This window comes from Promicromonospora sp. NFX87 (assembly GCF_048564965.1).
Classification (GTDB): domain Bacteria; phylum Actinomycetota; class Actinomycetes; order Actinomycetales; family Cellulomonadaceae; genus Promicromonospora.
The window spans coordinates 5,263,632-5,277,772 of sequence record NZ_CP183413.1 but is presented as its reverse complement, the minus strand read 5'-3'; the positions used below and the strand labels follow the sequence as shown (position 1 = coordinate 5,277,772).

10 protein-coding genes and 1 riboswitch are annotated in these 14,141 nt (G+C 70.8%); of the genes, 5 read left to right on the top strand and 5 right to left on the bottom strand.

All coding sequences use genetic code 11. The features are described 5' to 3' along the window. Nucleotides 1-100: 100 nt before the first annotated feature. The 4 genes from pulA (at nucleotide 101) to ACNYC2_RS23640 (ending at nucleotide 8,855) form a co-directional block, all read left to right on the top strand. Nucleotides 101-5,569, top strand: a complete 5,469-nt coding sequence (pulA, locus tag ACNYC2_RS23655; RefSeq protein ID WP_419704130.1) for a pullulanase-type alpha-1,6-glucosidase — start codon at nucleotides 101-103, stop codon at nucleotides 5,567-5,569. 173 nt (nucleotides 5,570-5,742) lie between these two features. Further along, the gene (locus ACNYC2_RS23650) at nucleotides 5,743-7,092 is read left to right on the top strand and encodes an extracellular solute-binding protein (RefSeq protein ID WP_419704129.1); all 1,350 of its coding nucleotides are present in this window, start codon (nucleotides 5,743-5,745) and stop codon (nucleotides 7,090-7,092) included. Between the two features lie 3 nt (nucleotides 7,093-7,095). After that, nucleotides 7,096-7,971, top strand: a complete 876-nt coding sequence (locus tag ACNYC2_RS23645; protein ID WP_419704128.1) for a carbohydrate ABC transporter permease — start codon at nucleotides 7,096-7,098, stop codon at nucleotides 7,969-7,971. Further along, a complete protein-coding gene (locus ACNYC2_RS23640) occupies nucleotides 7,971-8,855 on the top strand; it encodes a carbohydrate ABC transporter permease (RefSeq protein WP_357507334.1) in 885 nt (294 codons plus the stop codon). The genes ACNYC2_RS23645 and ACNYC2_RS23640 overlap by 1 nt, the downstream gene beginning before the upstream one ends. A gap of 122 nt (nucleotides 8,856-8,977) precedes the next feature. Here ACNYC2_RS23640 and purU read toward each other — a convergent pair whose 3' ends face one another. Next, nucleotides 8,978-9,838 carry a formyltetrahydrofolate deformylase gene (purU, locus tag ACNYC2_RS23635; RefSeq protein WP_357507342.1) on the bottom strand — a complete coding sequence of 287 codons (861 nt, stop codon included), beginning with the start codon at nucleotides 9,836-9,838 and terminating at the stop codon, nucleotides 8,978-8,980. Nucleotides 9,839-9,847: 9 nt separating this feature from the next. Beyond that, on the bottom strand, nucleotides 9,848-10,483 hold the full coding sequence (locus ACNYC2_RS23630; protein ID WP_419704127.1) for a GNAT family N-acetyltransferase: 636 nt from the start codon (nucleotides 10,481-10,483) through the stop codon (nucleotides 9,848-9,850). Nucleotides 10,484-10,567: 84 nt separating this feature from the next. Here ACNYC2_RS23630 and ACNYC2_RS23625 point away from each other — a divergent pair, with 84 nt between their 5' ends. Next, nucleotides 10,568-11,077 (top strand): GNAT family N-acetyltransferase, encoded by a 510-nt coding sequence (locus tag ACNYC2_RS23625; RefSeq protein WP_357507346.1) that lies wholly within the window; start codon nucleotides 10,568-10,570, stop codon nucleotides 11,075-11,077. A gap of 2 nt (nucleotides 11,078-11,079) precedes the next feature. Here ACNYC2_RS23625 and ACNYC2_RS23620 read toward each other — a convergent pair whose 3' ends face one another. The 3 genes from ACNYC2_RS23620 to ACNYC2_RS23610 all read right to left on the bottom strand — a co-directional run bounded on the left by ACNYC2_RS23620 (nucleotide 11,080) and on the right by ACNYC2_RS23610 (nucleotide 13,891). Further along, on the bottom strand, nucleotides 11,080-11,472 hold the full coding sequence (locus tag ACNYC2_RS23620) for a PPOX class F420-dependent oxidoreductase (protein ID WP_419704126.1): 393 nt from the start codon (nucleotides 11,470-11,472) through the stop codon (nucleotides 11,080-11,082). 38 nt (nucleotides 11,473-11,510) lie between these two features. After that, entirely contained in the window at nucleotides 11,511-13,007 is a 1,497-nt protein-coding gene (locus tag ACNYC2_RS23615; protein ID WP_419704125.1) for an NAD(P)/FAD-dependent oxidoreductase, read from the bottom strand. A gap of 68 nt (nucleotides 13,008-13,075) precedes the next feature. Then, complete coding sequence (locus tag ACNYC2_RS23610) at nucleotides 13,076-13,891, bottom strand: hypothetical protein (RefSeq protein ID WP_419704124.1); 816 nt, start codon at nucleotides 13,889-13,891, stop codon at nucleotides 13,076-13,078. A 144-nt stretch (nucleotides 13,892-14,035) separates the two neighbouring features. Next, nucleotides 14,036-14,122, top strand: a riboswitch (ZMP/ZTP riboswitch). Nucleotides 14,123-14,141 lie beyond the last annotated feature (19 nt).

Sequence of the window (14,141 nt, the reverse complement as noted above, 5' to 3'; positions counted from 1 at the left end):
GACCGGCCGATTGGTCGTCAGCGAACCTTGCTGCAAACTTCTGCAAGCGTTACAGTCGCGATCGGTTCATCATGGGGTTCGGACGACGAAGGGGTCATCCATGTATCGCACCGCGCGCCTGCGCCCAACACAGCTAGGCGCTGCCGCCGTCGCGGTAACCCTGGTGACATCCATCGGGCTCGCCGCGTCGACGTCGGCCACAGCCTCGACGTCCGGCACCACGACCGAGGCGGCGGATCGCACGGCCGCCCTCGTGGGCAGCCTCCAGGACGAGCTCGGCTGCGCCGCCGACTGGGATCCCGCGTGTGCCGAGACGGAGCTCGTCGCCCAGGGCGACGGCACGTTCGTCGCCGACTTCGAGCTCCCGGCGGGCACCTACGAGTACAAGGTCGCGCTGGACGACGCGTGGGACGAGTCCTACGGCCGCGACGGCGGCCAGGACAACGCCCCGCTCCACCTCGAAGGCCCCGCGACCCTCCGCGTCACCTACGACGACGCCACCCACCGCACCGCCCTGACCCCGCTCACCCTCGCGGGCGAGTACACCGAGCAGGACGGCGCCCTCGTGCGCGCGCCCGTCCGCCAGCCGGGCAGCGACGAGCGCTTCTACTTCGTGATGACCGACCGGTTCGCCAACGGCGACCCGGCCAACGACGAGGGCGGCCTGACGGGCGACCGGCTCACCACCGGCTTCGACCCCACCGACAAGGGTTTCTACCAGGGCGGTGACCTCGCGGGCCTGCGCCAGAACCTCGGCTACATCGAGGACCTGGGCACCACGGCGATCTGGCTCACCCCCAGCTTCCTCAACCGCCCCGTTCAAGGCGAGGGCGCGGACGTGAGCGCCGGGTACCACGGCTACTGGATCACCGACTTCACGCGCATCGACCCGCACCTGGGCACCAACGCCGAGCTCGAGGCGCTGATCGACGACGCCCACGCGCGCGGTCTCAAGGTCTACTTCGACATCATCACCAACCACACGGCCGACGTAGTCGACTACGCCGAGGGCACCTACGACTACGTGGACCAGGCCACCGCCCCGTACACGGACGCCGCCGGCAACCCGTTCGACCCGGCCGACCACGCGGGCACGGGCAGCTTCCCCGAGCTCGACGCCGCCACCAGCTTTCCGTACACGCCGGTGATCGACCCCGCCGACCAGGACGTGAAGGTTCCCGCCTGGCTCAACGACCCCACGCTGTACCACAACCGGGGCAACTCGACGTGGGAGGGCGAGTCAGTCACCTACGGCGACTTCAGCGGCCTGGACGACCTCATGACCGAGCACCCGACCGTCGTCGACGGCTTCGAGGAGATCTACAAGGCGTGGATCGACCTCGGCATCGACGGGTTCCGCATCGACACGGTCAAGCACGTGAACTTCGAGTTCTGGGAGGAGTGGTCGACCGAGATCGAGGAGTACGCCCACGCCCAGGGCAAGGACGAGTTCTTCACGTTCGGCGAGGTGTACGACGCCGACGCCGCCAAGACCTCCCCCTACGTGCGCCGCACGGACATGAGCTCCGTGCTCGACTTCTCGTTCCAGTCCGCCGCCACCAGCTACGCGAGCGGCAACAGCGCGCAGCGGCTCGCGGACCTGTACGCGTCCGACGACCTGTACACGACGCCGGACAGCAGCCCCGCCGCGCTGCCGACGTTCCTCGGCAACCACGACATGGGGCGCGTCGGCTACATGCTCGCGGGCTCCGACGACCCGCTGGCACGCGACGAGCTGGCCCACGAGCTGATGTACCTCACGCGCGGCCAGCCGGTGGTCTACTACGGCGACGAGCAGGGCTTCGCGGGCGCCGGCGGCGACAAGGACGCCCGGCAGACACTCTTCGCCACGCAGGTCGACGAGTACGCGAACCAGCCCCTGGTGACGGGGGAGCAGGCCGGGAGCGTCGACCGGTACGGCACCGACGCGCCGCTCTACGAGCACATCGCGGCGCTCGCCGACCTGCGCGAGGACCACCCCGCGCTCGCCACGGGCGCCCAGATCGAGCGGTACGCCGCCGACGGCGCGGGCGTCTACGCGTTCTCGCGCGTGCACCGCGACGAACAGGTCGAGCACCTGGTCGCCGCGAACAACGCGGGCGGGGAGCGGACGGTCACGTTCGACTCCCTCACGCCGGGTGCGACGTTCGCCCCGCTGTACGGCACGGAGACCACGGTCACCGCGGACGCCGACGGCGCGGTCACGTTGACCGTCCCGGCGCGCTCCGCCGTCGTGCTGGTCGCCGACCGGACTGTGGGCGCCGAGTCCGCGGGAGCCGTCACCGTCGTCCCGGGTACGAGCGCCCGGCCGGGTGCCGCACTGTCGGGCGTCGCCCCGGTCGCCGCGGGCATCGACGACGCCTGGGCCGAGACCTCCTTCGCCTGGCGTGCGGTCGGCACGGACGAGTGGCAGCACCTCGGCACCGCCGAGGACACGACCCCGCGGGTGTTCCACGACGTGAGCGCCAACGGCGCGGACCTGCCCGACGGCACCCTCGTCGAGTACCGCACGGTGACCCAGGACGCCGACGGCGACCGCGCCGCCGCCAGCTCCTACGCCTCGGTGGGCGTCGACGTGAGCGGCGTGGTGGACGACGGCACCGACCCCGAGATCGACATGGTCGCCGTCGCCGGCTCGCACAACAGCGAGATGGGCTGCGCCGGCGACTGGACCCCGGACTGCGAGGCCGCGCGCCTCACGCTCGCCGACGACGGCACCTACACCGGCACGTTCGAGCTGCCCGCCGGCTCGTACGAGTTCAAGGTCGCGCTGAACGGCTCCTGGGCGGAGAACTACGGTGCCGACGGCGTGCGCGACGGCGCCAACATCCCGTACTCCACGGGTGGCGGCCCGGTGACCTTCACCTGGGACCCGGAGACCAAGGTGCCCACCGTCCAGGTCGGCACCCCGGGAACGCCGGGGGAGGGGCAGCAGGCGGCGCACTGGGTGCGCGAGGGCCTGGTCCTCGTGCCAGCGCAGGACTTCGGCGCCGGTGACCGGTGGGCTCTGGAGACCGGCGACCCGGAGGATCCGACGTCGTACACCCTGGTTCCGGGGCAGGTCCCCGCGGACGTGGCCGAGGACTTCCCGCACCTGGCCGAGCACCTCGCCCTGGAGGTCGAGGGCATGGACCGCGCCGCGGCGGCGTCGGCCCTGCGGGGCGCGCTCCGACTGACCCGGCACGACGGCGAGACCCTGACCGCGGCGACGGGCGTCCAGATTCCGGGGGTGCTGGACGACCTGTTCGCCACCGACCGCCCCCTGGGCGTGACGTGGCGGGCTGGGGAGCGCGCGTCGTTCGCGCTGTGGGCCCCGACGGCCCGCGCGGTGACGCTGCAGGCCTGGGCTGCCGGGACGTCGCTCGACGCCGAGCCGCGCACCTTCGAGATGAGGCGCCAGCGTGACGGCGCGTGGACCTACGACGGCGGGCGGGGTCTCGCCCACCGGAAGAGCTGGCAGGGGGCCCGGTACCGGTACGCCGTCGAGGTGTACGTGCCGAGCACCGGGCAGGTCGAGACCAACGTGGTGACCGACCCCTACTCGGTGGGCCTCACGCTCGACTCCACCCACTCGGTGGCGGTGGACCTCGACGCGGCCGACTGGCGGCCCAAGGTCTGGCGTTCGACGCCCGCACCGGTCGTCGAGAACCCGGTGGACCAGACGATCTACGAGCTGCACGTGCGCGACTTCTCGATCACTGACGAGACGGTGCCCGAGCGTCTGCGCGGCACGTACGGAGCGTTCGGCGCAGGCCGCTCCGACGGGATGAGGCACCTGCGCTCACTGGGCGACGCCGGCCTGACCACCGTGCACCTGCTGCCCACGTTCGACATCGCCTCCATCCCCGAGGACCGTGCAGTACAGGCCACGACCGGCGACCTGTCGGGCTTCGCCCCGGACAGCGAGGAGCAGCAGACTGCCGTCGCGGAGATCCAGGGGCAGGACGCCTTCAACTGGGGCTACGACCCGTACCACTTCATGGCGCCGGAGGGCTCCTACGCCGTCGAGGCCGAGGGCGGCAAGCGCGTCGCGGAGTTCCGCTCGATGGTCGGCAACCTGCACCGGGCCGGTCTGCAGGTGGTGCTCGACCAGGTGTTCAACCACACCGCGGCATCGGGCCAGGACCCCAAGTCGGTGCTGGACCGCGTGGTGCCCGGCTACTACCACCGGCAGAACCCGGTCAGCGGCGCCGTCGAGACCAGCACCTGCTGCCAGAACGTCGCCACGGAGCACGCCATGGCGCAGAAGCTGATGGTGGACTCGGTGGTCACCTGGGCCCGCGACTACCGCGTGGACGGGTTCCGGTTCGACCTCATGGGGCACCACTCCCGGGAGAACATGGAGGCGGTCCGGGCGGCCCTGGACGAGCTCACCCTCCGGCGTGACGGCGTGGACGGCAAGAGCGTCTACCTGTACGGCGAGGGCTGGAACTTCGGCGAGGTGGCCGACAACGCGCGGTTCGAGCAGGCCACGCAGGGTCAGCTCGGCGGCACGGGCATCGGCACGTTCAGCGACCGCCTGCGCGACGCCGTCCACGGCGGCTCGCCGGTCGACGGCGCCTCCCTCTTCACGCAGGGCTTCGGAACCGGGCTGTTCACCGACCCGAACGGCAGGGACGCACGGCTCGGTGACCCGGCGACCGTCAACGACGGCGGGGCCGACGAGGCGGCCGACCTGGCCCACCAGAGCGACCTCGTGAAGCTCGGGCTGGCCGGCAACCTGCGTTCCTACGAGGTCATCACCTCATCGGGGGAGCGGGTCAGGGGCGACGAGCTGGACTACCGGGGCTCGCCGGCGGGGTACGCGGACTCGCCCGAGGAGGTGGTCACCTACGTCGACGCGCACGACAACGAGACGCTGTTCGACCTGCTCACGCTCAAGCTGCCGGCGGACACCCCGATGACGGACCGGGTCCGGATGAACACGGTCTCGCTCGCGACTGCCGCGCTGTCGCAGTCGCCGTCGTTCTGGCACGCGGGCACCGACCTGCTGCGCTCCAAGTCGTTGGACCGCAACTCGTACGACTCCGGGGACTGGTTCAACGCCATCGACTGGTCGGGGCGGGACAACGGGTTCGGGCGGGGCCTGCCGATGGCGGCAGACAACGAGGACAAGTGGCCGCTCCAGGCCCCGCTCCTGGCCGACCCCGCGCTCAAGCCCACCCCGGACGACATCGCGTTCGCGTCGGCACAGGCGAGCGAGCTGCTGGAGCTGCGGCACTCGACGGACCTGTTCCGGCTGGGCTCCGCCGAGCTGATCCGGGACAAGGTGACGTTCCCCGGTTCCGGTCCGGACGCGGTCCCGGGCGTGATCACGATGTCGATCGACGACCTCGCGGGCTCGTCCGACGTCGACCGGCGGCTGGACGGGGTGCTCGTGGTGTTCAACGCGTCGCCGACGTCAGTCACGGTGGAGGTGCCCGAGCTAGCGGGCCGTGACTACGCCCTCTCGCGGGTGCAGGCGCGCGGGGTGGACGCCGTCGTACGGGAGACGAAGTGGGACGCGGCGGACGGGACCGTCACGGTCCCCGCCAGGACCGTCGCCGTCCTGACCGACGCCCGAGGCTGACCACCCGACCGCGGACTTGTCGGCGACGCGAGTCGCCGACAAGTCCGCGGTTGTGGCGCGGTCTGGCTGACAGCGCTGACAATCAGCCCTTGACTCTGACCCGTCGGGGGTGAATCGTGTGCCTGAGTTGGTCCGGCAGTGCTGCCGGACTTCGCACGACGCAAGGGAGCTTCATGCGCACGGCACGATTCTTCATCGCACCCGTCACGGCAGTGGCACTCGCCCTCTCGCTCGGTGCCTGCGGCTCGGGCGGAGGCGGCTCCGACGACGGCACGATCAAGGTCGCCTACCAGAAGTTCGGCAACTTCACGCAGGCGGACGAGCTGTTCAAGGACGTCAAGGCCGACTTCGAGAAGGCGAACCCGGACGTCACCGTCGAGCTCGTGCCCATCGAGGCACAGCAGAACGACTACTTCACGAAGCTCGCGCTGATGAACCGGTCGCCCAGCACCGCACCCGACGTCATGTACGAGGACACGTACATGATCAAGTCCGACGTCGAGGCCGGATACCTCCAGCCGCTGGACGACTATCTCGCCGAGTGGGACGAGTGGGACCAGTTCGTCGACAGCGCCAAGGAAGCCGGCGCGGGCGACGACGGCAAGACCTACGGCGTCTCCATGGGTACCGACACCCGCGGTCTCTGGTTCAACAAGGACGTGCTCGCGAAGGCGGGCCTGCCGGAGGACTGGGCGCCGAAGTCCTGGGACGAGCTGCTCGAGGCGGCCAGGGCCATCAAGGCGTCCGACCCCGACGTCGTGCCGTTCAACATGTACTCCGGCAAGCCGCAGGGCGAGGCGGCGGTCATGCAGGGCTTCGAGATGCTGCTGTACGGCACGGGCGACACCCTCTACGAGGACGGCAAGTGGGTGCTCGGCTCGCAGGGCTTCGTCGACGCCCTGGGCTTCGTCCAGACCGTGTTCACCGAGGGCCTCGCGCCGACGCCGCAGCAGGCGCTCGACACCAACATCGGCAACACGGTCCAGGCCGAGTGGCTGCCCGAGGGCAAGGTCGGCATCGCGCTCGACGGCTCCTGGGTGGCCGGCAACTGGCTCGAGTCCGGCGTCGCGCCGTGGCCCGAGTGGTCCGAGAAGATGGGCGCCGCGCCCATGCCGACCCAGGACGGCGCCGAGCCGGGTGCCGTGAGCATGTCCGGCGGCTGGACCCTCGCCATGGGGTCCGGCTCCAAGAACCCGGACGCGGCGTTCGAGTTCATCTCGATGGCCCTGAACCGCGAGAACTCCCTCTGGTTCGACGTCGCGAACAGCCAGATCGCCGTGCGGACCGACGTCGCGGAGGACCCCGAGTACACGAAGACCAACCCGACCACCGAGTTCTTCACCGGCCTCGTCGACGTCACCCACTTCCGGCCCGCCACCTCGGACTACCCGAAGGTCTCCAACGAGATCATGGTCGCGATGGAGTCCGTGATGACCGGACAGCAGACGCCTGAGGAGGCGGCTGCGGTCTACGACGAGGCCGTCACCGGCATCGTCGGCGAAGAGAACACGATCCAGGGCTGACCCGTGGCCGTCACATCACGCGGCGCGGCGCGGGTGATCCCACTCGCGCCCGCCGTCGTCCTGCTCGTGCTCTTCATGCTCGGCCCGGTGGTGTGGTCGTTCTACGGCTCGTTCACGAACGCCGCGCTCACCGGACCCGCCGCACTGAACCCGGAGTGGATAGGGCTCGACAACTACACCGCCCTGTTCGGCGACCCGGACTTCCCGAAGTCGCTGTGGCTGACCGTCGTGTTCGTCTTCCTCTCCGCGGTGGTCGGGCAGAACGTCATGGGCATCATGCTCGCCGGGCTGCTGCGCTCGGCGGTCAAACCCGTGCGGTCCATCGCCTCGACGGTGGTGGTCGCCGCCTGGGTGCTGCCCGAGATCGTCGCCGCGTTCGCCGCGTACGCGTTCTTCCACTCCGAGGGCACGCTCAACGCCATGCTCGGCGGCATCGGGATCACCGGGCCCGACTGGCTCTACTCCACCCCGATGCTCGCGGTGATCCTCGCGAACATCTGGCGCGGCACCGCCTTCTCGATGATGGTCTACTCGGCGGCGCTCGCCGAGGTGCCGCCGGAGCTCACCGAGGCCGCCCAGCTCGACGGCGCGAACGGGATGCAGCGGCTCGCTTGGGTGACCCTGCCCGTCATCCGGCGCAGCATCTCGACCAACCTCATGCTCACGACGCTGCAGACCCTCTCCGTGTTCACGCTGATCTACGTGATGACGGGCGGCGGTCCGGGCACCGACAGCTCGACGCTGCCGATCCTGGCGTACCAGGAGGCGTTCAAGTTCGCGCAGGTCGGCTACGGCACGGCCATCGCGACGGTGATGATCATCGTGGGCGCGGTCTTCTCCGTGATCTACATCCGCGCGCTCCGACCGGAGGTGGACTGATGACGGACACGATGACGAGGCCCGCCGCACCGGCCAGGGGCGGCGTCGGCCGGCTGGCGGGACCACGCGTCAAGGCCACCAAGGTGGCGGCGAACCTCGTGCTCCTCGTGATCGCGCTGCTGTTCGTGCTCCCGATGGCCTGGGTGCTCGTCGCGTCGTTCGACGCGGAGGCGACGCTCTCCTTCGGCCTGCCCGACGCCGTGACGACCGCCAACTTCTCCGCGATCCTGACGCCGGAGCTGACCTGGCTGCCGCTGTGGAACGCGTTCGTGCTGTCCGCGGGCTCGGGGGCCATCACGGTGGTCGTGGCGGTGCTCGCGGCCTACCCGCTGTCGCGCTACCGCATGCGGTTCGGCAAGTACTTCCTGTACTCGGTGCTGTTCGGCACCTGCCTGCCGATCACGGCGATCATGGTCCCGGTGTACGCGCTGTTCGTGCAGCTCAACCTGCTGGACTCGCTGCCGGGGACCATCTTCTTCATGGCGGCGACCTCGCTGCCCATGGCGATCTGGATGACGAAGAACTTCATGGACTCCGTGCCGATCTCGCTCGAGGAGGCCGCCTGGACCGAGGGCGCGTCGGCGATGCAGGCGCTCCGGCGCGTGGTGCTCCCGCTCATGCGGCCGGGCATCGCGGTGGTGTTCATCTTCGTGTTCGTGCAGGCGTGGGGGAACTTCTTCGTCCCGTTCGTGCTGCTGCTCTCTCCGGAGAAGCAGCCGGCGGCCGTGAGCATCTTCGCGTTCTTCGGGCAGTACGGGTCGGTCGCGTACGGCCAGCTCGCGGCGTACTCGCTGCTCTACGCGGCTCCGGTCCTGGGCCTGTACGTCCTGGTCACGCGAATCTCGGGCTCGGCGTTCGCCCTGGCGGGCGCGGTCAAGGGCTGACGGCGCGGGGCCGGGTCGGCTGGCGCCAGCTGATTCTGGTAGTCGGCAGATTGTCAGGTGATCGGTAGCTCGGACTGCCGATCACCTGGCCATCTGCCGATCACTCGCCCTGGCCAAGCCCCTCAGCGGAAGACGACCGTGCGGCGCCCGTCCATCAGCACCCGGCGCTCCGCGTGCCAGCGGACGGCGCGCGCGAGCGTGCGCCGCTCGACGTCCTCGCCGATGCCCACCAGGTCCTCGACCGTGCGGGAGTGGTCGACGCGCTCGACGTCCTGCTCGATGATCGGGCCCTCGTCGAGGTCGCCGGTCACGTAGTGGGACGTGGCGCCGATGATCTTGACGCCGCGGTCGTGCGCCTGCCGGTACGGCCCCGCGCCCTTGAACGACGGCAGGAACGAGTGGTGGATGTTGATGATCTGCCCGCTCAGGTCGCGGCACAGCTCGTCCGACAGGATCTGCATGTACCGGGCCAGCACGACCACCTCGACGTCCAGCTCCTTGACCAGGCCGCGCAGCGTCGCCTCGGCCTCGGGCTTGGTGTCCTTGGTGACCGGCACGTGGTGGAACGGCTTGCCGTAGAACGTGGCGATGTCCTCCAGGTCGCGGTGGTTGCCCACCACGCCGACGACGTCGATCGGCATGCGCTGCGAGCGCTCCCGGTACAGGAGGTCGACGAGGCAGTGCGCGGCCTTGGACACCATGATCAGCGTGCGGATCCGCCTGCCGACGACGTCGAGCGTCCAGGTCATCGCGAACCGGCCGGCCACCTGCGTCATCGCGGTGGTGAGCTCGTCGCGGGACGCCGTCGACTCGACCTGCACGCGCATGAAGAACAGGCCGGACGTCGGGTCGCCGAACTGCTGCGACTCGGTGATGTTGCCGCCGTGCTCGGCGAGCATTCCCGCCACCGCGTGCACGATTCCCGGCTGGTCCGGGCAGGACAGGGTGAGGATCCAGTGCGTGGCTGCGGTCGCGTCGTTCACGCGGTCAGGCTAACCCGCCACGGCCGGGGCGGCTCCGCCGTCCACGACGAGCTCCTTGCGCATCACCCAGCGCCGTCGACCGCCGCTGACGCCGCTCGTCTCGGCCGCGCGTTCGAAGCCCGCCTCCTCGAACATCCGCACGGTCCCGACGTAGCCGCTGATCACGTCGACGCGGTCCGGGCCGACGTCGGCCGGGTAGCCCTCGACCACCTCGGCGCCGTGCGCCCGGGCGTGCTCCACGGCCCCGGCGAGGAGGTGGTGCATGAGTCCCCGCTTGCGGTACCCCGCGCGGACCACGAAGCACACCGCCACCCAGGCGTCCCGGTCGTCGACGAACGGGATGGTGCGGCTGTTCATGAGCCGGCGGTACGTGGAACGGGGTGCGATCGAGCACCAGCCCGCCACGACGTCGTCGACGTAGACCAGCACACCGGGGCCGGGCTCGGTCTCGCAGAGGTCCCGCATGTAGCCGGGGCGCTCGTCGTTGCGGACCCGGCTGTCCCGGTAGCTCATGCACCAGCAGCCCCCGCCACCGGGCTTCTTGACCCCGACCACCTCGGAGAAGTCGTCGAACCGGCCGGCGGCGGAGCGCACGTCGATGCGCTCGCCGTCCTCCGCCGTCCGCTTGGCTCCTGAGCTCCCCATGCACTGAATCTATGCGGAGCCACTGACACGACCGCACCGCGAACACCGTCGACCCGGGCACGCCAACTCTGCCACCATGGACCCATGAGCAACTCCACCACGACGATCGCGCTGGTCGAGGACGACCACGCGGGCGAGCTCCTCACGTTGCGGCGCGCCGCGTTCGTGACCGAGGCCCAGCTGTACGACGACCCGCACATCCCGCCCCTGACCCAGACGCTCGCCGAGCTGCGGGACGACCTGGCCCGCGACGACGTGGTGACCATCGGCGCGTGGGAAGGCCACCGGATGATCGGCTCGGTACGCGTCGAGATCGAGGGCGAGAAGGCGACGCTCGGCCGCCTTGCCGTCGCGCCGGACAAGCAGGCCCGCGGCATCGGCACCGAGATGCTCTTCGCCGTGCTCCCGTACCTGCCGGAGCAGACCAAGGAGATCTGGGTCTTCACCGGCAAGGACTCGAAGCAGAACCTCGCGATGTACACGAAGCACGGTTACGAGGAGCAGTACGACAAGGCCGCTGGCGACCTGACGTACACCTACCTGCGGCGCGTGCTGGGTGCCGCGGGCGCGCAGAGCGTGCCCCAGGACAGCTGAGGTCAGTAACCCCAGGCGTGGTAGGACTCGATCTCCATCCACGCGTCGACCCGCGGGTTCTCGCGGTTCGGGTACGCGCTGCCCGTGTAGTGGGTCGCGAGCCGGTCGATGCCGGCCAGGTCCTCGTCGGGCGTGATCGTCACGCGGCCCTGGACGCTGATGTGGCGGTACCAGGTGTCGCCGTCGAGCACCGTGAGGGAGACGCGCGGGTCCGCGCGCAGGTGCTCCAGGCGCTTGCGGGTGGCGTCGAGGTTGAGCAGCACCCTGCCGTCCTCGTACAGGTACCAGGTCGCCACGGAGACGGGCGCGCCGTCGGGCCGGACGGTCGCCATGACGGCGGGGTTCGGCTGGGCGAGGATCTTGGCGATGTTCTCGGGGACCGGGGGCGTGGCCACTGTGTGCTCCTTCGACGTCGGACGGTCCGAGCAGCCAATCAGGTATCGAGCCCCAGGCCAAGCGTGTCGAGCGACCGGAGCAGCAGGTTGCGTCGTCCGTTCTGGTGGTCTGCGCGGTCCAGGGCCAGCCGTGTCGCCCGGATCCCGGCGGCAGCCACCGGCTCGGGCGGGAACGGCACGGGCATCCGGCGCACCGTCCGGAGCGTCGTGCGTTCGGTGTCGGGGGCGCCGTCCATGACGTCGAGCCGGTCGAGCATCACCTGAGCGGCGAAGTGGCCGGCGCCGACGCCGAGTCCTGCCAGCCCTCCGCTGTGCTGCACGCGACCGTCCGCGGCCTGCGCGAAGTACGCGCCCGGCCGGGTGGCCGTGTCGATGGTGCCCGACCACCTGTGCGTGAGCCGGATGCCCTCCAGCTGCGGAAACGTGGTCAGGAGGTGTTCGGTGAGCCGCCGGAACGTCGCGGGCCGGTCCTCGTACGTCCTGCTCATGCGACCGCCGTAGTGGTAGACGGCGTCGTGGCCGCCGAACACTATGCGGTCGTCCGCCGTGAGCCGGTAGCGGTGGGACCGGTTCGCCAGGTCGGCGAGACCCTGCCTGCCGCGCCAGCCGATGGCGCCCAGCAGGTCGGCGGGCAGCGGCTCCGTGGCGATCGCCGACGCGTAGACGGGCACCGTGTGGTGGCGGTAGCGCGGGAGCAGCGTCGGGAACGCGCTGGTCCCGAGCAGCACGCGGTCGGCCCGCACGCTCGCCTCGCCGCCGGATGAGAGCGTGCGCAGCACGACGTCGTGCGCGCCACGACGCGGCGGGACGAGGTCGGTCACCCTGGTGTGCTCGAAGATCTCCACGCCGAGCCCGCTCGCGGCCCGGGCCAGCTCCGTGGCCAGCCGCGCGGGGTGCACGAGCGCGGCGTCGTCGGGCCGGACCAGGCCGGCCTCATAGGTAGGGCTCGCCACCTCGGCGCGCATCTTCGCACGGTCGAGGAAGGTGTGCGGAGCGCCGTTGCGGGCGGCCCGCGCGGCGGCGTCGAGCAGCCAGTCGATCTGGTGCGGCTCGATCGCGAGGTCCACGATGCCGGTGCGTTCCCACTGGCAGTCCAGGCCCAGGGCGTCCACCGTCGCCCCGATGGCCGCGAGGTTCTCGTGGCCGAGCCGGGTCAGGAGGGCGTGCTCGCCGGGTTCGTCGAGGCGGTCCGGGGCGTCCGGCGGGCGGCCGCTCTCGCGGCCGTGGGTGAGTTTCGCCCCGCAGAACCCACCGTTGCGGCCCGACGCCGCCCACCCGACCGAGCGGGCCTCGACCAGCACGACGCGTGCCCCGGGGTGGCGCTGCTTGGCGCGGAGCGCGGACCACAGGCCGGTGTACCCGCCGCCGACCACGGCGATGTCGGCCCGGACCGGCGCCGACAGCGCCGGATAGCTCGCGCGCTCACCCAGGTCGTCCAGCCAGAACACCGCGTGGTGCGTCCCACCCAGTGCGTGGTCGACGACGGCGCGAGCCGGGACGTTGCGCTCGAAAACAGTCCGCTGGAGACGTGCCATACAGCGAATCTAGCCAATGTCCGGTGACTGCCGGTTTCGCCGGGATGAGCGTCAGATGACGGTGCAGGTCAGGCGCCGAGGCAGATCGTCTCGTAGCTGCGCTGCGCGTCGAAACCGAGCCGGAGCTCGTCCTCGGTCCCCTCGGGGCACTCGACGCCCCCGACCATCAGGCCGGTGACCGGACGTGCGCCGTCGGACGAGCACGCCACCTCGGCGCCGTCGTCGTCCACGCAGTCGCCGGTCACGAGCTGCCCGCCACCCATCCCCGGGTCACCCGGGTGGTCGTCGGACAGGTTGCGGGCACAGACCGCCTGGGTCTCCCCGCCGGCGTTGCCGTCCTTCTGGAAGACGATGTCCGTGCCCTCCGGGCAGTGCAGCTGGCCCACCGACACGGCGTCCTGGATGTCGAGGACCGTGACGGTCGCACCCGGGTCGTCGCAGGGCAGCGGACGGTAGGTCGCCGTCTCGGCCTCGGGATCTGCCTCGGTAGCTGCCGCGGCCGGGTCGGGTCCGGCGCACGAGTCGATCGCCCAGGTCGCGGTGGGCTCCTCGGTGGAGTCGGGGCCGAAGAAGTAGAAGCCGACAGCGCCGATGACGACCGCGGCCACGAGGAACGCGACGACCGACCAGATCCAGTCCCGCCGGCCGCTCTTCCTGCGCCGGCCACCGCCGCCGTCGTCGCCGGTCCGTACGGGGCCCGTGGCCGGCCAGCCGGGTTCCGGCTCCTGACCCGGACCGGGGCGGGCAGGGAACTGGCCCGACGGGGGCCGGCTCGCCGCGAACGGGCCGGACGGCGGTTGTCCGCCGGTCCACGGGCTGTTCTGGCGACGCCGGTCCGGCTGGTGCTCCGGAACTCCGGCGTCCGGTGACACGGGGTATGGCATGGGCCGCACGATAGCCACGTCCGGCTGAATCGCGAAAGGGTCTCAGATACTTTCGTTGCAATACCGGGCTTTTCGCCTCGGATGGTCGAGGACGGGATCACCGGGCGGTCGTCGAGCACGGGTTCGTACCCGCCGCTGCTACGATCTTCGGGTCGCGACTGGCGTCAGGTGGATCACCACCGGGGAGCGACGAGTCATGCCGACGAGGGGTCGTTCGCCTGGGCCCCGGGTCACCTCGTGAAGGTGTGCG

Coding starts and splice junctions, on each gene's coding strand:
- ACNYC2_RS23610 (WP_419704124.1), bottom strand. CDS start 13,891: ATGCCATACCCCGTGTCACCGGACGCCGGAGTTCCGGAGCACCAGCCG.
- ACNYC2_RS23615 (WP_419704125.1), bottom strand. CDS start 13,007: ATGGCACGTCTCCAGCGGACTGTTTTCGAGCGCAACGTCCCGGCTCGC.
- ACNYC2_RS23640 (WP_357507334.1), top strand. CDS start 7,971: ATGACGGACACGATGACGAGGCCCGCCGCACCGGCCAGGGGCGGCGTC.
- ACNYC2_RS23630 (WP_419704127.1), bottom strand. CDS start 10,483: ATGGGGAGCTCAGGAGCCAAGCGGACGGCGGAGGACGGCGAGCGCATC.
- pulA (WP_419704130.1), top strand. CDS start 101: ATGTATCGCACCGCGCGCCTGCGCCCAACACAGCTAGGCGCTGCCGCC.
- ACNYC2_RS23650 (WP_419704129.1), top strand. CDS start 5,743: ATGCGCACGGCACGATTCTTCATCGCACCCGTCACGGCAGTGGCACTC.
- ACNYC2_RS23625 (WP_357507346.1), top strand. CDS start 10,568: ATGAGCAACTCCACCACGACGATCGCGCTGGTCGAGGACGACCACGCG.